This window comes from Candidatus Pantoea deserta, from assembly GCF_003813865.1.
In the GTDB taxonomy this organism is placed as follows: Bacteria; Pseudomonadota; Gammaproteobacteria; order Enterobacterales; family Enterobacteriaceae; genus Pantoea; species Pantoea deserta.
Window position 1 is genome coordinate 104,289 of sequence record NZ_RMVG01000015.1, and the last position, 20,224, is coordinate 124,512.

Sequence of the window (20,224 nt, forward strand, 5' to 3'; positions counted from 1 at the left end):
TTCGTTTTGTTTCATATATGTGACTAAGATCACAAAGAATTTGCGGGTCAAAATGCGTCCGATCACAGTCTGGGGAAGCCTGAGAAAAAACTGAAAAGAGATAAGCGAAGAGAGCAGAGGCAGACGGGTCGCCTGCCTCTGAAAGACGTTATTGCAAACCGCTCTGAACGGCGGCCTGCGCCTGATTTAATGCCTGCGCGTTAGCGGAAAGGGTGCTCATCAGCGCGTTATACTGCGTAACCTGATCCTGCGTCGGGAACTGAACGGCGCTGTTATTGAAGGTGACGCGCGTGCCTTGTTGTTGCAGGAAGTCGCCTGCTTCTACCGCGCCCTGGCTCAACGCCTGAAGTTTCGGCAGCAAAGGCACCAGTTGATTTGCGGGCTGCGTGACGACTTTGTCGTAAACGCCGTCATAGACCTTCTTCAGATCCTCTTCCTGCTTGAGCGCGGCTTTGCTGCTGTCCGCCTGCATTTTAGCGCTCTCCAGCTGCTGCGTGACAATTACCAGCGCGCCGTTTGCCTGGCGCAGCGATTCGCGGCGCGTCAGATAATCCTGGGGGACGTGAATCGCCGACAGCTCATCCACAACCGGACGCATTCCCTGGTCTACCGCTTTATTCACCTGCTGCGAAAAGCCGTAAATAATGGCGTAATCGCCCGCGTATTTGCCAAAGTTCTGCTTCTGGTTTTCGCTCAGGCTTGGCAGGTGCTCGCCGCTGCGCATCACGGTATTTTGCAAAAAATCGATAAAGGCTTTGCGCTGATCGCCCTCTTTATCGCCGCATGCAGTGAGGCTAAACATCAGCAACGCGGCACTGAACAGCATGCCGGTGCGCATCCAGACGCGAGAAATTCCTGAAGCCATAAGGGCAACTCCTGTAAATGAAAATAGGTCGAACCGAGGAATGGTCCTAAAGAATAGAGCAAAGTAGCCGCCAGGCACAACGCCTGCGCGCGTGAAACACGCGCGGCGCAGCAGGTATCCGGGCAGGGACCTGCCCGGATGAGAAAGCCGGATTAGCCGGTATTGCGCATTCCCGCGGCGACGCCCGCGATCGTCACCATCAGCGCCTGCTCGACGCGCGGGTCGACCTCTTCGCCGCGCGCTTCCTGCGCGCGGGAGCGCTGAAGCAGCTCCGCCTGCAAGACGTTGAGCGGATCGGTGTAGACGTTGCGCAGCGCGATGGATTCGGCGATCCAGGGCTGGTCGGCCATCAGGTGGGCGTCATTGGCAATGGTCAGCACCGCTTTGATGTCAGCATCCAGCTGGTCGCGCAGCTGTTTACCCAGCGGCCAGAGCGCTTTGTCCACCAGACGCTGGTCGTAGTATTCCGCCAGCCACAGGTCAGCTTTGGCGAACACCATCTCCAGCATGCCCAGGCGCGTGGAGAAGAAGGGCCAGTCACGACACATGGCTTCCAGCTGATCCTGATGTCCCTCTTCCATCGCCTTTTGCAGGGCCGCGCCTGCGCCGAGCCAGGCGGGCAACATCAGACGGTTCTGCGTCCAGGCGAAAATCCACGGGATGGCGCGCAGCGATTCGACGCCGCCGGTCGGACGACGTTTCGCCGGGCGCGAGCCGAGCGGCAGTTTGCCCAGCTCCTGCTCCGGCGTAGCGGAACGGAAGTAAGGCACAAACTCTGGATTTTCGCGCACGTAGCCGCGATACATGGCGCAGGAGTGGGCGGAGAGCTGATCCATAATGCTGTGCCACTCTTGCTTCGGCTCCGGCGGCGGCAGCAGGTTCGCTTCCAGGATCGCGCCGGTATAGAGCGACAGGCTGGCGATGGTGACTTCCGGCAGACCATATTTAAAGCGGATCATCTCGCCCTGTTCGGTCACGCGCAGGCCGCCTTTCAGACTGCCCGGCGGCTGCGACAGCAGCGCCGCGTGCGCCGGCGCGCCGCCGCGACCAATACTGCCGCCGCGTCCGTGGAACAGCGTCAGCGCGATGCCCGCTTTTTCACAGGTTTTTATCAGGGCGTCCTGCGCCTGATACTGCGCCCAGCTGGCCGCCATCACGCCTGCGTCTTTCGCCGAGTCAGAGTAGCCGATCATGACCATCTGTTTGCCCTGAATAAAGCCGCGATACCAGTCGATGCTCAGCAGCTGGCTCATCACGTCGTTGGCGTTGTTGAGATCGTCGAGCGTTTCAAACAGCGGGGCGACCGGCATGGCGAAGGTGATGCCCGCCTCTTTCAGCAGCAGATGCACCGCCAGCACGTCAGAGGGCGTTTTCGCCATTGAGATCACGTAGGCGGCGATAGAACCCTGCGGCGCTTCAGCAGCGACACGGCAGGTTTCCAGCACTTCCCGCGTCTCATCGCTCGGCTCCCAGTGGCGCGGCAGCAGCGGACGTTTGGAGTTCAGCTCGCGCACCAGGAAGGCCTGCTTATCTGCTTCTGACCAGCTTTCGTAGTCGCCAAGACCGAGATAGCGCGTGACTTCGGCAATCGCCTCGGTATGGCGCGTGCTCTCCTGACGCAGATCGATGCGCACCAGCGGCACGCCGAAGCACTTCACGCGGCGCAGCGTATCCAGCAGCTGACCGTTGGCGATAATGCCCATGTCGCACTGTTGCAGCGACTGATAGATGGCGTAAAGCGGCGTCCACAGCTGATCGTTAGAGATAAGCAGGTCGGCGGGGCGCGGCAGACGCTCGCCCTTCAGGCGGCGCTCAAGATAAGCCTGCGTATTCATCAGCTGGCTGCGGATACGCTTCAGAATAACGCGGTAAGGTTCGATGGCCTCTGGATCGCCGCACAGCTCGCGAACCTCTTCGCTGCACTCGGACATTGAAAGCTCAGAAATCAGCACGCCGATGTCGCGCAGAAACAGATCGGCGGCTTTCCAGCGGCTCAGCTGCATGGCATGACGCGTTACCGTCGCGGTGACGTTCGGGTTGCCGTCGCGGTCGCCGCCCATCCAGGAGGTGAATTTCACCGGGACAAAGTCCACCGGCAGTTTGATGCCGAAAGCCTCTTCCACCTGTTCGTTCAGCTCGCGCAAAAAGGCGGGCACGCCTTCCCACAGGCTGTTTTCCACTACGGCGAAGCCCCATTTGGCTTCATCGATCGGCGTCGGGCGGTATTTACGAATTTCGTCCGTGTGCCACGCCTGCGCCACCAGCTGGCGCAGACGGCGCATTATCTGGTTGCGCTCGTAGTCAGAGATGTCGCTGTGATCGAGCTGCTTCAGGCAGCTGTTAACCTCGACCAGTTTATGAATCAGGGTGCGGCGCGTAATTTCCGTAGGGTGAGCGGTCAGCACCAGCTCCAGCGACAGCGACTCGATGGCTTCGCGGATAGCGCTCTCGCTGACGTCAGGCTGCTGTTTCAGACGGTCAAAGGTGGTTTTCAGCAGTTCAGGATGGTTGGCGCCGTCGCCGCTGCGCGAGATGGTCTGATACTGCTCGGCGACGTTGGTCAGATTAAGAAACTGGCTAAAGGCGCGCGCGACGGGAAGGAGTTCGTCGTTCGACAGATTTTGCAGCGTATTGAGCAGTTCCTTGCGATGAGTGTCATTTCCCGCACGGGATGACTTTGAGAGTTTGCGGATGGTCTCCACCTGATTAAAGATGTGCTCTCCTGGTGCATCCTTAATGGTATCCCCGAGCAGTTTGCCGAGCATACTGACATTACTTCGCATTGCGGAATATTGTTCGTTCATGTGACCCTGACACCCTTATCGTCTTGGTAAACTTCTATACCCACCTTTCACGATCGCGTGAAACGGCATGGGCAATCGCCCATTGGGCATAACATCGGCTTTTATCTAGCCACGTAAACCCTGCGGCGTCAATGCGCTTAAGCGCCCGGTAACATGCGCCTAACTAGCGGAAATTCAAAGATTTTAATTTGAGGGGAGCGGGATAAGTTATTCTTATCAACAAATCCCGCGCATTAATCAGGAAATTTACTTTCTTAACAGTTAATTGCCCTGTTTATTACGTATCAGTGGCAAAAATGCTGCACAACCTGAGCGATTAAAGAACGCGTTGGCTTAATGAATGCAGTATCGATAAATTCATCCGGCTGGTGCGCCTGATTGATCGATCCCGGTCCTAAAACCAGCGTTGGACACAGCGTCTGGATAAAGGGAGCTTCGGTGCAGTAGTTCACCACTTCGGTCGGAGTGCCCAGCAGTTTTTCTACTACCGCAACCAGCTCGTGGTTGGCCGGACATTCATAACCCGGAATCGGCGGATGCAGCTCGCCCACGGTCAGGCGGCCCGGCCAGCGTGCGCTGACCGGCGCCAGCGACTCGTTCAGCAATCCTTCCAGATCGTTCAGCGTCAGGCCCGGCAGAGGGCGAATATCCATATGGAGTTCACAGCAGGCGCAGATGCGGTTGGCCGCGTCGCCGCCGTGGATATGGCCGAAGTTCATGGTGGGATAAGGAATGGCGAAGCCATCGTGGTTGTAGCGCTCCTTCAGGGTATTGCGCAGCTGCATAAGATGCCCGATAGCGTCGTGCATCAGCTCAATGGCATTTACGCCGCGTCCCGGATCGCTGGAGTGGCCTGACTGTCCCTGCACGCGAATAACATGTGACAGATGGCCTTTGTGCGCCCGCACCGGCTTCAGAGAGGTGGGTTCGCCGATAATCGCGCAGTCGGGACGGACAGAGGCCGTTTCAGAGAAATATTTCGCGCCCGCCATAGTGGTCTCTTCATCGGCGGTGGCAAGAATATAGAGCGGCTTGCTGAGTTTGCTCAGATCAAGGTCGCGCAGCGTGTCGAGAATAAAGGCAAAGAAGCCTTTCATGTCGGCAGTGCCCAGGCCGTAGAGCTTGTTGTCGTGTTCCGTCAGCGTAAAAGGGTCGCGCGTCCAGCGGCCATCGTCAAAAGGCACGGTGTCTGTATGACCGGCCAGCAGCAGGCCGCCCGCGCCGCTGCCGGTGCGCGCCAGCAGGTTGAATTTATGGCGCGTGCCCGGCACGGGCTGCACCTCAACGCTAAAGCCAAGGTCGCGAAACCAGCCTGCCAGCAAATTGATTAAAGTTTCATTGCTCTGGTCCAGCGCCGCATCGGTCGCGCTGATGGTCGGCGTTGCGATCAGCTGGCGGTAGAGTTCGATAAAAGGCGGTAATTTTGTCTTCACTGTTGACGGTCCTTGAGTTAGGATGTATCAATATTCATGCATTAATAGTGAATAAAAATACATTAACGCCGGTTGGCTGGGAAGCAAAAATCCCCTGCAAGCGGCATCGTGGGCAACGGGGCAAGGCCGCGACCCGGAACGTGTGACTGTAAAAAGGGTTACAGCCTGATGTTGAATACGCTGATCGTTGGTGCCAGTGGTTACGCTGGCGTAGAGCTAGCCACTTTCCTCAATCGTCATCCACATATGAACATAACCGCTTTGGCGGTTTCAGCGCAAAGCCCGGATGCAGGAAAGCGTCTGTCTGACCTGCATCCGCAGCTGAAAGGCGTGGTGGATCTGCCGCTACAGCCGCTGAGCAGCGCCGCCGAGTGGGCGGACAAGGTGGATGTGGTGTTTCTCGCGACGGCCCACGAAGTCAGCCACGACCTGGCGCCGGAATTTTTGAAAGCCGGTTGCGTGGTATTCGATCTCTCCGGCGCGTTCCGCGTGAACGACGGCGGATTTTATCAGCAGTTCTACGGGTTCACGCACCAGCACGGCGACTGGCTCGACAAAGCCGTCTATGGTCTGGCGGAGTGGAACCAGACGAAAATTAAAGAGGCGCAGTTGGTTGCGGTGCCGGGATGTTATCCCACCGCCGCGCAGCTGGCGCTGAAGCCGCTCGTTGAGGGTGAGCTGCTGAATCTTGAGCAGTGGCCGGTGATCAACGCCACCAGCGGCGTCAGCGGCGCAGGTCGTAAAGCTAACGTAGCGACCAGCTTCTGCGAAGTGAGCCTGTCGGCGTACGGCCTGTTTAATCACCGTCATCACCCGGAGATCGTGGCGCATCTGGGGACGCCCGTGATCTTCACGCCGCATCTTGGCAGCTTCCCGCGCGGCATTCTGGCGACCATTACCTGTCGTCTGAAGCCGGGCGTCAGCCAGGATGACGTGGCGGCGGCGTTCCACACTGCCTATCACGACAAGCCGCTGGTGCGCGTTTACGACCAGGGCGTGCCGGCGCTGAAAGCGGTTATCGGCCAGCCGTTCTGCGATATCGGTTTCGCCGTACAGGGCGAGCATCTGATTGTCGTCGCGGCGGAAGATAACCTGTTGAAAGGCGCGGCATCGCAGGCGGTACAGTGTATGAATATTCGCTTCGGCTTCCCTGAAACGCAGTCACTGATTTAACGGACAAGGATGCATATGACCACTCCATTAATTATCAAACTGGGCGGCGTACTGCTCGACAGCGAAGAAGCGCTGGCACGGCTGTTTGAGGCGCTGCTGACCTGGCGCAGCGCGCATCAGCGACCGCTGATGATCGTTCACGGCGGCGGCTGCGTGGTTGACGAGCTGATGAAAAAGCTGTCGTTGCCGGTGAAGAAGAAAAACGGCCTGCGCGTTACGCCAGCCGATCAGATTGACATTATTACCGGCGCGCTGGCGGGAACCGCCAATAAAACGCTGCTCGCCTGGGCGAAAAAGCACGGTATCAAGGCGGTCGGCCTGAGCCTGGGCGACGCCGATCTGGTGAAAGTGGCGCAGTTCGACGAAGAGCTGGGCCACGTGGGTCACGCCGAGCCGGGCGATCCGGCGCTGTTGAACACGCTGCTGGGCGCAGGCTATATGCCGATCGTTAGCTCTATCGGCATTACCGACGCGGGCGAACTGATGAACGTCAACGCCGATCAGGCCGCAACCGCGCTGGCCGCGACGCTGGGGGCGGATCTGGTGCTGCTTTCTGACGTGAGCGGCATTCTCGACGGTAAAGGCCAGCGCATTGCTGAGATGACCGCGGCCAAAGCGGAACAGCTGATCGCGCAGGGCATTATTACCGATGGCATGATTGTAAAGGTGCACGCGGCGCTCGACGCGGCGCGCACCCTGGGCCGCCCGGTGGACATCGCCAGCTGGCGTCACGCGGAACAGCTGCCCGACCTGTTTAACGGTGTGTCGATTGGCACCCGCATTCTCGCTTAACGACTTAGATTTCAGGATGACGACAATGAGCACGCAAAACATCAAAAAAATCGTACTGGCTTACTCCGGCGGTCTGGATACGTCAGCCATTATTCCGTGGCTGAAAGAGAACTACGGCGGCTGTGAAGTAGTGGCGTTCGTGGCGGACATCGGCCAGGAGCGTAGCGATCTGGAAGGCGTTGAGAAAAAAGCGTTACAGTCCGGCGCGTCGGAGTGTCACGTTGTCGATCTGCGTGAAGAGTTCATCAGCGACTACGTCTATCCGGTATTACAGACCGGCGCGCTGTATGAAGGCACCTATCTGCTCGGCACCTCGATGGCGCGTCCGATTATCGCTAAAGCGCAGGTTGAGCTGGCGCTGAAAGTCGGCGCTGACGCGCTGTGCCACGGCGCAACCGGCAAAGGCAACGATCAGGTGCGTTTCGAGACCACCTACACGGCGCTGGCGCCGCAGCTGAAAGTGGTGGCGCCGTGGCGCGAGTGGAACCTGCGTTCCCGTGAAGCGCTGCTGGACTATCTGAAAGAGCGCAATATTCCCACCACCGCGTCGCTGGAAAAAATCTACAGCCGCGACGAAAACGCGTGGCACATCTCTACGGAAGGCGGCGTGCTGGAAAGCCCGTCTAACGCGCCGAACAAAGATTGCTGGGTGTGGACCGTAGACCCGCAGGACGCGCCGGATCAGCCGGAAAATGTCACCGTGACCGTGGAAAAAGGTCGCGTCGTCGCGGTAAACGGCGAAAGATTAAGCCCGTTCCAGTGTCTGGAAGCGCTGAACGCCATTGGCGCGAAGCATGGCGTAGGACGTATTGACATCGTAGAGAACCGTCTGGTCGGCATCAAGTCGCGCGGCTGCTACGAAACCCCTGGCGGCACCATTATGGTTAACGCGCTGCGCGCGGTTGAGCAGCTGGTACTGGATCGCGACAGCTTTAAATGGCGCGAGCAGCTGGGCCATGAGATGTCTTACGTGGTATACGACGGCCGCTGGTTCGCGCCGCTGCGTAAGTCTATCCAGGCGGCGGCGGAATCGCTGGCCGAAGAGGTCAACGGCGAAGTGGTGCTGCAACTCTACAAAGGTCAGGCCACGGCGATTCAGAAAAGCTCGTCTAACAGCCTCTACTCCGAAGAGTTCGCGACCTTTGGCGAGGACGAGGTTTACGATCACCGTCACGCGGGCGGCTTTATCCGTCTGTTCTCGCTCTCATCGCGCATCCGCGCGCTGAACGAGCAGAAGAAGTAATTCCCGGCGAGGCAGCAGCCTCGCCCACCAGATTTCGCAGAGGCGGCTTCGGGCCGCCTTTTGTTTACAGCATTAAAGGAGTTTCCTATGGCACTTTGGGGCGGGCGTTTTACCCAGGCAGCAGATCAACGTTTCAAACAGTTCAACGACTCGCTGCGCTTTGACTATCGTCTGGCGGAGCAGGATATTATCGGCTCTATCGCCTGGTCCAAAGCGCTGGTCACGGTCAGGGTGCTGAGCGACGATGAGCAGCAGCAGCTGGAACAGGCCCTGAATGCGCTGCTGGCAGAGGTACAGGCGGATCCTGAGCAGATCCTGCAAAGCGATGCCGAAGATATTCACAGCTGGGTGGAAGGTCAGCTGATTGAGAAGGTTGGCGCGCTGGGTAAAAAGTTGCATACCGGCCGCAGCCGTAACGATCAGGTCGCCACCGATCTGAAACTCTGGTGCAAAATGCAGGTTGAGGCGCTGCTGGGCGCGACGCGTGCGCTACAGCAGGCGCTGGCGAGCACCGCCGAGGCGAACCAGGACGCGGTCATGCCTGGCTATACCCACTTGCAGCGCGCGCAGCCGGTGACCTTTGCCCACTGGTGCCTGGCCTATGTGGAGATGCTGGCGCGTGATGAAAGCCGTTTGCAGGATACGCTGAAGCGTCTCGACGTCAGTCCGCTCGGCTGCGGCGCGCTGGCGGGCACCGCCTATGCGATCGATCGTGAGCAACTGGCGGGCTGGCTGGGCTTCGCCTCCGCGACGCGCAACAGTCTGGATACCGTATCCGATCGCGATCATGTGCTGGAGTTGCTGGCTGATGCCTCTATCGGCATGGTACACCTGTCGCGCTTTGCGGAAGACCTGATCTTCTTCAATACCGGCGAGGCGGGTTTCGTCGAGCTTTCCGATAAGGTCACCTCTGGCTCGTCGCTGATGCCGCAAAAGAAAAACCCGGATGCGCTGGAGCTGATCCGCGGCAAGTGCGGCCGCGTGCAGGGCGCGCTGACCGGCATGATGATGACGCTGAAGGGCCTGCCGCTGGCCTACAACAAAGATATGCAGGAAGACAAAGAGGGACTGTTCGACGCGCTCGATACCTGGCTGGACTGCCTGCACATGTCTGCGCTGGTGCTGGACGGCATTCAGGTAAAACGTCCGCGCTGCCAGGAAGCCGCCGAGCAGGGCTATGCGAATTCAACCGAGCTGGCTGACTATCTGGTAGCGAAAGGCGTACCGTTCCGCGAGGCGCATCATATCGTAGGTGAAGCGGTCGTCGAGGCGATTAACCAGGGCGTGGCGCTGGAAGCGCTGTCGCTGGCGCAGCTTAAAGCCTTCAGCCCGGCGATTGAAGAGGATGTCTATCCGGTACTGGCGCTTCAGTCCTGTCTGGAAAAACGTAACGCGAAAGGCGGCGTCGCGCCACAGCAGGTGGCCTTTGCCATTGAGGAAGCGAAAAAGCGTCTTTCATAATCATTTGCCTTATGCCTGGCAAAGCTCGCGCTTTGTCAGGTCTTTTTATAATAATCTTCTGCTGCTGCTTTTTTATTCCCATCTCGTTTTTTTCATAAGCGTCCAAAAAAACACCGCATAAAAAAATTTCGTATAAATTCACCTGTAAAAAATAAGTTGTATTTGTTCGGATTCTCAAAAAAACATACCTGCTTTATTTTTTAGATTTTTTGCTATTCATTAATTAAATGTTTCTACTTAGCCTGTAAATGGGCACGCTCGCGAGCGTGTATCAATAATAACTTTTTTTGAGCCAGGAGGGCTTATGCGCGAATTAACCATTCCTGAAATTTCAGGTGTTTCAGGCGCTGAATTTAACTTGTACAATGCTGCACTTTTTATTGGCGATCATCTGGCGAGCGCAGTTATCTGCACTGTCGCTGGCGCTATTGGCGGTGGCACGATTGGTTATCTCCACGGTGGCGATGCAATGGGCGTGTTGGGCTTGCAGGCTATTGGTCAGCTGGTGGGAGCGGCCGGCGGCGGGATAATCGGCGGTATCGGCGGCTTAGTCGGAGGAAGTATAGTTTCGCTTTCTTACTGTATGCCGCTGGTTAATCAGTTTGTAGATCTGCTTGTTTCTGGCGGAATCCAGTAAACGTCAGAATCAAAATTCTCTATTCTTTTATAAATAAACAGGTGATCAACTATGCGCGAATTAACTTGTCTGGAAATAACCTCTGTTTCCGGTGCTTACGGGGATAACATGCTGGCTAATATTGGCGAAGCCATCGGTTGTGCAATTCTTGGAGCCGTAGGGGGTTCATGGACAGTTGCCATTTTAGGCGGACGTGGCTCACATAACTGGGATCTGATTGGTATCGGCGGCGGAATTACGGCGCTGGTTGGTATGATTGGCGGAGCGGTGGTTGGTGCAGTGGCAGGCGCTGTTTATACTCCTTACCTCGGCTGGGATGCGACGCTGGCTCTTGGAGAAACGCTAATCGTTGATGTTATGAAAGGCCTGCCTGGCTATCAGTCGTAACCTTCTTTTGCCCTGTTAAAACGGGCCTTTTATAGATGTAAACAGCGGGCAGTTATTGCCCGCTAATCTTTTTATAGAGAACATTTGCTGCTCAGTACCTTTTGACGTTCTCAGACACTATGCCTTTTTTGTCACTCATGATGTTGTTCGGGCGAAGGGATGTCAAAGAGTCCCGCTATAACCTGTACTGCGCGGGGTTAGTGGAGTAAAGAGGTTAAGCGCAGAGACTGCATTTTAAAGACGTGGCGTGACGGTCTTTAAGCAAGCAGAGAGCAAATCAGTATCAGGCGGCAGCGTCTCTTCCCTGAATAACAGGCAAAAAAAGGCGGGCAATAATTGCCCGCTAACCTCTAGCTTCGGAATTTAATAACTATTTTTATAGGCACATCATCAGAGGGCCAGCGCTCCGGCTGACACAGTGATTCTTTTACGCTGAAAGCAGGTACTGCTCCAGATCGTCGCTGCCGCCAATATGGCGACCGCCGATAAATACCTGGGGCACCGTGGCGCGACCGGATACGGCGCGCAGACTAACGGTGGTGGCGTCCTGACCCAGCACAATCTCTTCAAAAGGCATGTGGTTATCGATCAGCATCTGTTTGGCTTTTGTGCAAAACGGGCAGCCCGGTTTGGTAAACAGCGAAACGGACTCCTGAACTTTGAATTCGGGCGCCAGATAGCGCAGCAGCGTGTCTGCGTCAGAAACCTCAAAGGGATCGCCCGGCTTATTGGGTTCTACAAACATCTTTTCAATCACGCCGTCGCGCACCAGCATGGAGTAACGCCATGAGCGCGCGCCGAAGCCGAGATCGGCTTTTTCGACCAGCATCTCCATACCGCGCGTAAAGTCGCCGTTGCCGTCTGGAATAAAGGTGATGTTTTCCGCGCGCTGCTCGGCTTTCCAGGCATTCATGACAAAGGTGTCGTTAACCGATACGCAGAGAATAGTGTCCACGCCGTGCTGCGCAAATACGCTGTAAAGCTCGTTGTAACGTGGCAGATGACTCGATGAGCAGGTGGGCGTAAACGCGCCCGGCAGCGAGAAAACGATAACCGTTTTGTCTTTAAACAGTTCTTCGGTGGTCACATCGACCCAGCGATCGCCCTGACGCGTGTGAAAAATGACCTGTGGGACAGGCTTACCTTCCTGAGTGGCAAACATATTTTCTCCTTACGCGCGAATCGCCTGAATTTGTTGCGTGCATTATTCTCATCACCGCTTGATAGGGCTAATCGTTCGTTGCTATCCTATCTATCGCCACGGGCTATCGTGGTCTGGAGGATTACAATGAACATTCGCGATCTTGAATATCTGGTTTCGCTTGCCGAGCATCGCCATTTCCGCCGCGCGGCGGATGCATGCCACGTCAGCCAGCCGACGCTAAGCGGACAGATCCGCAAGCTGGAAGATGAGCTGGGCGTGATGCTGCTGGAGCGAACCAGCCGTAAAGTGTTGTTCACCCAGGCGGGTATGCTGCTGGTCGATCAGGCGCGCACCGTGCTGCGGGAAGTGAAAGTCTTAAAAGAGATGGCGAGCCAGCAGGGCGAAGCCATGTCCGGTCCGCTGCACATTGGCCTGATCCCGACTACCGGTCCCTATCTGCTGCCGCACATTATTCCCATGCTGCACCAGACCTTTCCCAAGCTTGAGATGTATCTGCACGAAGCCCAGACGCAGCAGCTGCTGGCGCAGCTCGACAGCGGCAAGCTAGACTGCGCGATTCTGGCGCTGGTTAAAGAGAGTGAAGCCTTTATTGAGGTTCCGCTGTTCGACGAGCCGATGAAGCTGGCGATCTACCAGGATCATCCGTGGCACGATCGCGATCGCGTGCCGATGTCCGATCTGGCGGGTGAAAAGCTGCTGATGCTGGAAGACGGCCACTGTCTGCGCGATCAGGCGATGGGTTTCTGCTTTGAAGCCGGCGCTGACGAAGATACTCACTTCCGCGCCACCAGCCTTGAAACGCTGCGCAATATGGTCGCGGCGGGAAGCGGCATCACGCTGCTGCCGGCGCTGGCGGTGCCGCAGCAGCGCGTGCGCGACGGCGTGTGCTACCTGCCGTGCTATAAGCCTGTGCCGCAGCGCACTATCGCACTGGTTTATCGTCCCGGCTCGCCTCTGCGCAGCCGCTATGAGCAGCTGGCAGAAGCGATTCGCACGCACATGCAGGGCTATCTCGACACCACGTTAAAACAGGCGGTTTAAGCCGTTCAGCGCGGCCACGCGATAGGCTTCGGCCATAGTGGGGTAGTTAAAGGTGGTATTGACGAAGTACTCAATGGTATTGCCACCGTTTTTCTGCTCCATAATCGCCTGGCCGATGTGAATGATCTCCGCCGCGCGCTCGCCAAAGCAGTGAATGCCGAGGATCTCTTTGGTTTCGCGATGAAACAGAATCTTCAGACTGCCCACGTTCATACCGACAATCTGCGCGCGCGCCAGATGCTTAAACTGCGCGCGGCCCACTTCGTAAGGCACCTTCATCGCCGTCAGCTGCTGTTCGGTTTTCCCCACCGAGCTGATTTCCGGAATGGTATAGATACCGGTCGGAATATCTTCCACCAGATGCGCGCTGGCTTCGCCTTTAATAATCGCCTGTGCGGCGATGCGCCCCTGATCGTAAGCGGCTGAGGCCAGGCTCGGATAGCCGATCACGTCGCCGACCGCATAGATGTGCGGCTGCGCGGTCTGATACATGCTGTTTACCTTCAGCAAACCGCGGCCGTCCGCTTCCAGCCCAACATTCTCCAGCGCCAGCGAATCGGTGTTGCCGGTTCGGCCATTTGCATAGAGCAGGCAGTCGGCTTTGACCTTTTTGCCCGACTTCAGGTGCATAATGACGCCGTCCTCGACGCCTTCTATCTTCTCGAACTCTTCGTTGTGACGAATCACCACGCCGCTGTTCCAGAAGTGGTAAGAGAGCGAGTCCGACATCTCCTGATCGAGAAACGCCAGCAGGCGGTCACGGGTGTTGATCAGATCGACCTTGACGTTCAGCCCACGAAAAATCGACGCGTACTCGCAGCCGATAACGCCCGCGCCATAGATAATGACGTGGCCCGGTTCGTGATGCAGGTTAAGGATAGAGTCGGAGTCATAAATGCGAGGATGGGTAAAATCGACGTCAGCCGGATGATAGGGACGCGAGCCGCAGGCGATAACGAATTTCTCTGCCGTCAGCTGCTCGCGCGTGCCGTCATAGTGCTCAACTTCGATGGTATTGGCGTCGACAAAATGCGCGTTGCCCTGAAACAGCTCGCAGCGGTTGCGCTCGTAAAACCCCTGACGCATCGCGGTCTGCTGGCTAATCACGTTTTCCGTGTGGTTAAGAATGTCAGCGAATGAAGAGCGCAGAAGGCGAGTGTGGTCGCTGTAAAGCGGGTTTTGGTTAAATTCGATGATGCGACTGACTGCATGGCGAAGCGCTTTGGAAGGGATGGTACCCCAGTGTGTACAACCGCCGCCGATGTTGTGGTAGCGTTCGATCACTGCGATGCGCGCTCCCTGTTTCACCAGGCCCATGGCTGCACCTTCACCTCCAGGACCGGAGCCAATCACGATGGCATCGTAATCGTAAGACTTTTGCATACCAGTACGTCCTATGTTTCTATACATTTTTACAACGAGATTCTAACATCTCGCCGCGCACATCTACATTCTAACAGTGAAATTCCCGCCATTTTGGCAAAGCGTGAGGTTCACAGGCAGTCACAAACTTTGCCCTTATGTACGCTGAAAAGTTTGTTATAGTGCCTCTTCAACTTGTCACAAGGCAGAGAGAATGGGCGTCAGAGCGCAACAGAAGGAACGTACAAGGCGTACGCTGATCGAGGCGGCATTTAGCCAGCTCAGCGCTGAACGCAGTTTTGCCAGTTTGAGTTTGCGCGAGGTCGCCAGGGAAGCCGGTATCGCGCCCACCTCTTTTTATCGCCATTTTAAAGATGTTGATGAACTCGGTCTGACCATGGTCGATGAGAGCGGACTGATGCTGCGCCAGCTAATGCGCCAGGCGCGCCAGCGTATCGCCAAGGGCGGCAGCATTATCAAAACGTCGGTCTCTACCTTTATGGAGTTCATCGGCAACAATCCCAACGCCTTTCGGCTGCTGCTGCGTGAGCGCTCCGGCACCTCCGCGGCGTTCCGCGCCGCCGTCGCGCGTGAAATCCAGCACTTTATCGCCGAACTGGCCGACTACCTTGAAGTCGAAAATCGCATGCCGCGCAGCTTTACCGAGGCGCAGGCAGAAGCGATGGTCACCATTGTATTCAGCGCAGGCGCGGAAGCGCTGGACGTGGATATTGAGCAACGTCGCAAGCTGGAAGATCGTCTGGTATTACAGCTGCGTATGATTGCCAAAGGTGCTTATTACTGGTATCGCCGCGAGCAGGAACGTCTGGCGGTTACCCTGGAAAAACCCGAAGAGTAAACGATAAGGATAATGCTATGACACAACCGACATCGCGCGACAGAGGCACGCTGCTGCTGGCTTTTATTACTGGCCTGGCGATTAACGGCTCATTTTCTGTGCTGTTCAGCACCTTTGTGCCCTTCTCCATCTTCCCGATCATCGCGCTGGGCCTGGCGGTCTGGAGCCTGCACCAGCGTTATCTCAACCGCAACATGCCGGATGGCATGCCAGGTTTGGCCGCCGCGTTTTTCCTGCTGGGGATCCTGGTGTATAGCGCGCTGGTGCGTGCCGAGTATCCGGATATTGGCTCTAACTTTATTCCGACGCTGCTGATGGTGGCGCTGGTATTCTGGATTGGCCTGAAGATTAAGCGTCGTAAAAACAACGATTAAGGGAAAGCGCGGTCGCTGAAGAGGCTAACGCCTCAGGGCGCGAGGAGCAAAGCGTCCAGGCCAGCGACATTAGCGCCAGCGCGTTTTTGCGTGGCGCAGCGCGCGGGTCTCTCTGCGGACGCGCCTCAGCGACGGGGCGCGTCTTTGCGTGGGGTCAGGCGAGCAGCGAGGCATTGAGCAATGTTGCGATCGGACCGCGCCGCCTGCGTATCACCTGACAGCAGCCGACGCTGCGCTGCTGGTTAGTTAGCTTTCCGCGTCAGCCACACGCCGCACTCCATATGGTGCGTGTAGGGGAACTGATCGAACAGGGCCAGACGAGATACGTCATGCGTCTGCGCCAGCGTTAGCAGGTTCTGGCACAGCGTCTCAGGATTACAGGAGATATAAAGGATGCGCGGATAGGCCTGCACCATCTTCACCGTCTCATCATCCAGCCCGCTGCGCGGGGGATCGACAAAAATGGTTTCACACTCATAGCTCTTCAGATCGATGCCCTGTAGACGGTTAAAGCTGCGCACGCCGTTCATCGCCTGGGTAAACTCTTCCGCCGCCATGCGGATGATCTGCACGTTATCGATCTGGTTAGCCTCGATATTGAACTGAGCTGCCGCTACGGATGGTTTGGCGATTTCCGTCGCCAGTACGCGGCGGAAGTTACGCGCCAGCGCCAGCGAAAAGTTGCCGTTGCCGCAGTAAAGCTCCAGCAGATCGCCGCGCGCGCCTTTCGTCACGTCCAGCGCCCACTCCAGCATCTGAATATTCATCGCCGCGTTGGGCTGGGTAAAGCTGTTCTCAACCTGGCGATAAATCATCTCGCGGCCCGCCACCGGCAGGCGCTCGTCGATAAAGTCCCGATCGAGGCAGATTTTGGTTTTGGTGGCGCGGCCAATCAGCTGCACCGCATAGCCCTGGGCGCGCAGCGCGTCGCGTAATGCGCCTGCCGCTTCCGTCCAGTCCGCCTCCAGTTTGCGATGGTAAAGCTGCGAGATAACAATCTCGTTGCTCATCGTCGAGAGATAATCGATCTGGAACAGCTTATGGCGCAGCACGCGGTTATCGCGGATGGCGTCGATCATTTTCGGCATCAGCGCGTTGATCAGTTCGCTGGCGGCAGGGAAGCGATCAACCCGAATACGCTGGCGCGTCTCCTGATCGAAGATGATGTGATAAAGATCGTCACCGTCGTGCCAGAGACGAAATTCCGCGCGCATGCGGTAGTGGCTGACCGGCGAACGAAACACCTCCACGTCAGGCGCGGCGAACGGCGTCATCATCGTCTGTAAACGGCTGACTTTCTCGGCCAGTTGCGCGTCATACTGTTCGGTCGGGAGATGTTCGGGTGTCATGATCAATCCTGGTTAATAGCAAACTTGCCGGGCGATTGTAGGCATTCACCTCGCGATGTCCAGTCCCGCGCGCATCGGCAGGTATGGCTATCTGGACATCCGTTATGACTCCTGTAGACTGCCTGCGCCGGTCTCAGCCTTGAGCTAACAGGGAATCCAGTGCAAATCTGGAGCTGACGCGCAGCGGTAAGGAATGTCGTGGCGATCGCCTTGCAGACACTGTCCATCCGGATGGGAAGTCTTCGTCATTTATGGTTCCCAGCCCGAAGACCTGCCGGTGTGACGTCGCAACTCGTACGATCATCGCGTGCTATCGATCGTATGCCTGCGGCATCCTGCTTCGTCTTTTGGATGCTGATAAAAATGAAAATAGACTCCGCTTCGCTGTTGGCGCTTAGCGCAACGGCGCTTGCTCTCTGGGCGCAACCGGGTTTCGCTCAGAATAATGATGATACGCAAGTTGTCACCGCTAACCGCTTCGCCCAGCCGGTCTCATCGGTGCTGGCGCCTGCCACCGTTGTGACCCGCGACCAGATTGACCGTTGGCAGGCGAAAAGCCTGACCGATGTGATGCGCCGCCTGCCTGGCGTCGATGTGGCGCAGAATGGCGGCCTGGGGCAGAGCAGCTCGCTGTTTATTCGCGGCACCAACTCCAGCCACGTTTTGATTCTGATTGACGGTATTCGCCTTAATCAGGCGGGCATTTCTGGATCCTCCGATCTCAGCCAGATCCCGCTTTCGCTGGTGCAGCGTATCGAATATATCCGCGGCGCGCGCTCGGCGGTTTATGGCTCGGATGCGATTGGCGGCGTGGTCAATATCATCACCGGACGGGCGCAGCCGGGCACAACGCTCACAGCGGGCATCGGCTCGAAAGGCTATCAGTCTTACGACGGTTCCACGCAGCAAAGGCTGGGCGACGCGACAACGCTCACGCTGGCCGGTAACTATACCTATACGCGCGGCTTCGACGTGGGCGCAGGCTATCCCAATGATTATGGTCCGGCGCAGCCTGATCGGGACGGCTTTATGAGCAAAACCCTGTACGGCAATCTGGAACATCAGTTCAGCGATGAGCTAAGCGGATTCGTGCGCGGCTACGGCTTTGATAACCGCACAGCCTATGACGGCTCTTATAGCTATGATGACAGCTATACCCGTATTGTGGGTCTGGCAGATACGCGTCAACTCTATAGCCAGACGTGGGATACCGGCCTGCGCTTCAACCGTGGCATCTATTCGACGCAGCTGATCGCCAGCTATGGCCGCACCAAAGATATTAACTATGATCCGCGCAACGGCCTTTATGGCGCGGCTTCCACCTTTGATGACATCACCCAGTACAACCTGCAATGGGGCAACACCCTCCAGGCTGGGCAGGGCACGATCAGCGGCGGGGTCGACTGGCAAAAAGAGACCACCGAACCAGGCACTAATTATCTGGCGGACGGCTATGAGCAGCGCAATACCGGCATCTATCTCACCGGGCAGCAGCAGCTAGGCAGCGTCACCTTAGAAGGCGCGGTGCGCGGCGACGATAATAACCAGTTCGGCTGGCATAATACCTGGCAGACTGCGGCGTCATGGGAATTTACTTCTGGCTATCATGTTTTCGCTTCCTACGGCACGGCCTTTAAAGCGCCGAACCTGTCTCAGGTGTACAGCGCGAACTATGGCAACCCGGACCTCGATCCAGAAAAGAGTAAGCAGTGGGAAGGGGGCTTTGACGGCTTAACCGGACCCGTAAGCTGGCGCGTCTCTGGTTATCGCAATGACATTGACAACCTGATTGACAGCGATCCGCAGACCTATCGCTACTTTAATATCAGCAAGGCGCGTATCAAAGGCGTAGAGGCAACCGCTTCATTCGATACCGGTCCGCTGAGTCATCAGGTCTCTTATGATTATGTCGACGCGCGCGATGGGGAGACCGATCAACAGCTGGTGCGCCGTGCAAAACAGCAGGTTAAGTATCAGCTCGACTGGACTCTGTATGAACTCGACTGGTCGGTAACCTGGCACTATCTGGGGGACCGCTATGATACTGACTACAACAGCTACCCGACTCGCCGCGTAAAACTGGGCGGGGTGAGCCTGTGGGATCTCGCGGTATCGTATCCGGTCACATCTCAGCTGACGGTTCGTGGTAGAATTGCCAACCTGTTTGATAAAGACTACGAGACAGCGTATGGCTATCAGACTCCAGGAACGGAGTATTACCTCAGCGCCAGCTACAGCTTCTAATCTGCGCCCCACCGTGCTGGTTTTTGACTCCGGCGTGGGCGGGCTATCTGTCTATGATGAGGTCCGGCAGCTCCTGCCGGACCTGCACTATCTCTACGCGTTTGATAATGCCGGCTTTCCCTACGGTGAAAAGACGGAAGCCTTTATCGTCGATCGCGTCGTCGAGATCGTCGGCGCGATTGCCAGCCGTCATCCGCTTTCTCTCTGCATCATCGCCTGTAATACCGCCAGCACGGTGTCTTTACCAGCGCTGCGCGCGCGCTTCGACTTCCCTGTCGTGGGGGTAGTGCCGGCAATTAAACCTGCGGCGCGACTGACGCGTAACGGCGTGGTAGGCCTGCTGGCGACGCGCGCGACGGTACGCCGTCCATATACCCACGAGCTGGTGGCCCAGTTCGCCACCTCTTGCCGCATCGCTATGCTCGGCTCGGCAGAGCTGGTCGAGCTGGCCGAGCAGAAACTGCATGGCGAGGCCATTGCCTTAGAGGATGTGCGGCGCATTGTGCTGCCCTGGCTGCGGATGGCCGAGCCGCCGGATACGGTGGTGCTGGGCTGCACGCACTTTCCTTTACTGCGCGACGAGTTGCAGCAGGTTCTGCCTGAGGGGACGCGGTTGATCGATTCGGGGGCGGCGATAGCGCGCAGGACGGCCTGGCTGCTTGAGCATGAGGCGCCCAGAGTACAGTCTTCGCAGGCTAACTGTGCGTTTTGTACTGAGTTAAACAGCGAAGCGCTGCAATTATCGCCGGTTTTACAGCGTTATGGCTTCCCGTCGCTGGAAAAAGTGGCAGTTTAGGGTGGTTTTGCTGAAAAAAACGACACTCAGAAATTAATTTGAAATTAGCGCTTGTCAGCGGAAAAGAACTCCCTATAATGCGCCTCCACTGACACGGCACAACGGCTTACGGAATGCGGTGTTAAGTGAGATTCGACAAGGTTCGAATCGTCAGGAAAGCAAAAATAAATGCTTGACTGATAAAGCGGAAAGCGTAATATACGCAGCCCGCGCCGCTGAATAATCGCGGCATGCTCTTT

17 protein-coding genes and 1 riboswitch are annotated in these 20,224 nt (G+C 57.0%); of the genes, 11 read left to right on the forward strand and 6 right to left on the reverse strand.

The window, feature by feature from the left end; genetic code table 11:
* Positions 1–148: 148 nt before the first annotated feature.
* From BBB56_RS17485 to argE, 3 genes are all read right to left on the reverse strand, one after another.
* Positions 149–865, reverse strand: a complete 717-nt coding sequence (locus tag BBB56_RS17485) for a DUF3053 domain-containing protein (protein ID WP_123802216.1) — start codon at positions 863–865, stop codon at positions 149–151.
* Between the two features lie 152 nt (positions 866–1,017).
* Complete coding sequence (ppc, locus tag BBB56_RS17490) at positions 1,018–3,669, reverse strand: phosphoenolpyruvate carboxylase (protein ID WP_123802217.1); 2,652 nt, start codon at positions 3,667–3,669, stop codon at positions 1,018–1,020.
* A 284-nt stretch (positions 3,670–3,953) separates the two neighbouring features.
* Entirely contained in the window at positions 3,954–5,102 is a 1,149-nt protein-coding gene (gene argE, locus BBB56_RS17495) for an acetylornithine deacetylase (protein ID WP_123802218.1), read from the reverse strand.
* Between the two features lie 168 nt (positions 5,103–5,270).
* On the opposite strand from argE, the gene argC reads away from it, so the two are divergent.
* From argC to BBB56_RS17525, 6 genes are all read left to right on the forward strand, one after another.
* Positions 5,271–6,275, forward strand: a complete 1,005-nt coding sequence (argC, locus tag BBB56_RS17500) for an N-acetyl-gamma-glutamyl-phosphate reductase (protein WP_123802219.1) — start codon at positions 5,271–5,273, stop codon at positions 6,273–6,275.
* Between the two features lie 15 nt (positions 6,276–6,290).
* Complete coding sequence (gene argB / locus BBB56_RS17505) at positions 6,291–7,067, forward strand: acetylglutamate kinase (protein ID WP_123802220.1); 777 nt, start codon at positions 6,291–6,293, stop codon at positions 7,065–7,067.
* Positions 7,068–7,092: 25 nt separating this feature from the next.
* Complete coding sequence (locus tag BBB56_RS17510; RefSeq protein WP_123802221.1) at positions 7,093–8,310, forward strand: argininosuccinate synthase; 1,218 nt, start codon at positions 7,093–7,095, stop codon at positions 8,308–8,310.
* A gap of 87 nt (positions 8,311–8,397) precedes the next feature.
* Positions 8,398–9,771, forward strand: coding sequence for an argininosuccinate lyase (gene argH, locus BBB56_RS17515; RefSeq protein ID WP_123802222.1), 1,374 nt, complete (start codon positions 8,398–8,400; stop codon positions 9,769–9,771).
* 304 nt (positions 9,772–10,075) lie between these two features.
* Entirely contained in the window at positions 10,076–10,408 is a 333-nt protein-coding gene (locus tag BBB56_RS17520) for a colicin V synthesis protein (RefSeq protein WP_123802223.1), read from the forward strand.
* A gap of 51 nt (positions 10,409–10,459) precedes the next feature.
* The gene (locus tag BBB56_RS17525) at positions 10,460–10,795 is read left to right on the forward strand and encodes a hypothetical protein (RefSeq protein WP_123802224.1); all 336 of its coding nucleotides are present in this window, start codon (positions 10,460–10,462) and stop codon (positions 10,793–10,795) included.
* A 427-nt stretch (positions 10,796–11,222) separates the two neighbouring features.
* Here BBB56_RS17525 and BBB56_RS17530 read toward each other — a convergent pair whose 3' ends face one another.
* The gene (locus BBB56_RS17530; protein WP_123802225.1) at positions 11,223–11,957 is read right to left on the reverse strand and encodes a glutathione peroxidase; all 735 of its coding nucleotides are present in this window, start codon (positions 11,955–11,957) and stop codon (positions 11,223–11,225) included.
* Positions 11,958–12,083: 126 nt separating this feature from the next.
* Between BBB56_RS17530 and oxyR the strand changes: the two genes are divergently transcribed.
* Entirely contained in the window at positions 12,084–13,001 is a 918-nt protein-coding gene (gene oxyR, locus BBB56_RS17535) for a DNA-binding transcriptional regulator OxyR (protein ID WP_123802226.1), read from the forward strand.
* Here the strand turns inward: oxyR and sthA are convergent.
* Complete coding sequence (sthA, locus tag BBB56_RS17540) at positions 12,984–14,384, reverse strand: Si-specific NAD(P)(+) transhydrogenase (RefSeq protein ID WP_123802227.1); 1,401 nt, start codon at positions 14,382–14,384, stop codon at positions 12,984–12,986. The two genes, oxyR and sthA, sit on opposite strands and share 18 nt — an antisense overlap.
* 193 nt (positions 14,385–14,577) lie before the next feature.
* Between sthA and fabR the strand changes: the two genes are divergently transcribed.
* Together fabR and BBB56_RS17550 are read left to right on the forward strand one after the other, a co-directional pair.
* Positions 14,578–15,222, forward strand: a complete 645-nt coding sequence (gene fabR / locus BBB56_RS17545) for an HTH-type transcriptional repressor FabR (protein ID WP_033755575.1) — start codon at positions 14,578–14,580, stop codon at positions 15,220–15,222.
* Positions 15,223–15,239: 17 nt separating this feature from the next.
* On the forward strand, positions 15,240–15,596 hold the full coding sequence (locus BBB56_RS17550) for a YijD family membrane protein (protein ID WP_123802228.1): 357 nt from the start codon (positions 15,240–15,242) through the stop codon (positions 15,594–15,596).
* Positions 15,597–15,838: 242 nt separating this feature from the next.
* Here the strand turns inward: BBB56_RS17550 and trmA are convergent, their stop codons facing one another.
* A complete protein-coding gene (trmA, locus tag BBB56_RS17555; protein ID WP_123802229.1) occupies positions 15,839–16,945 on the reverse strand; it encodes a tRNA (uridine(54)-C5)-methyltransferase TrmA in 1,107 nt (368 codons plus the stop codon).
* 112 nt (positions 16,946–17,057) lie between these two features.
* Positions 17,058–17,238, forward strand: a riboswitch (cobalamin riboswitch).
* A 70-nt stretch (positions 17,239–17,308) separates the two neighbouring features.
* Between trmA and btuB the strand changes: the two genes are divergently transcribed.
* A complete protein-coding gene (btuB, locus tag BBB56_RS17560; RefSeq protein WP_123802230.1) occupies positions 17,309–19,189 on the forward strand; it encodes a TonB-dependent vitamin B12 receptor BtuB in 1,881 nt (626 codons plus the stop codon).
* A complete protein-coding gene (gene murI / locus BBB56_RS17565; protein WP_123802231.1) occupies positions 19,134–19,985 on the forward strand; it encodes a glutamate racemase in 852 nt (283 codons plus the stop codon). Before btuB ends, murI begins: the two co-directional genes overlap by 56 nt.
* The last annotated feature ends 239 nt before the right edge of the window (positions 19,986–20,224 follow it).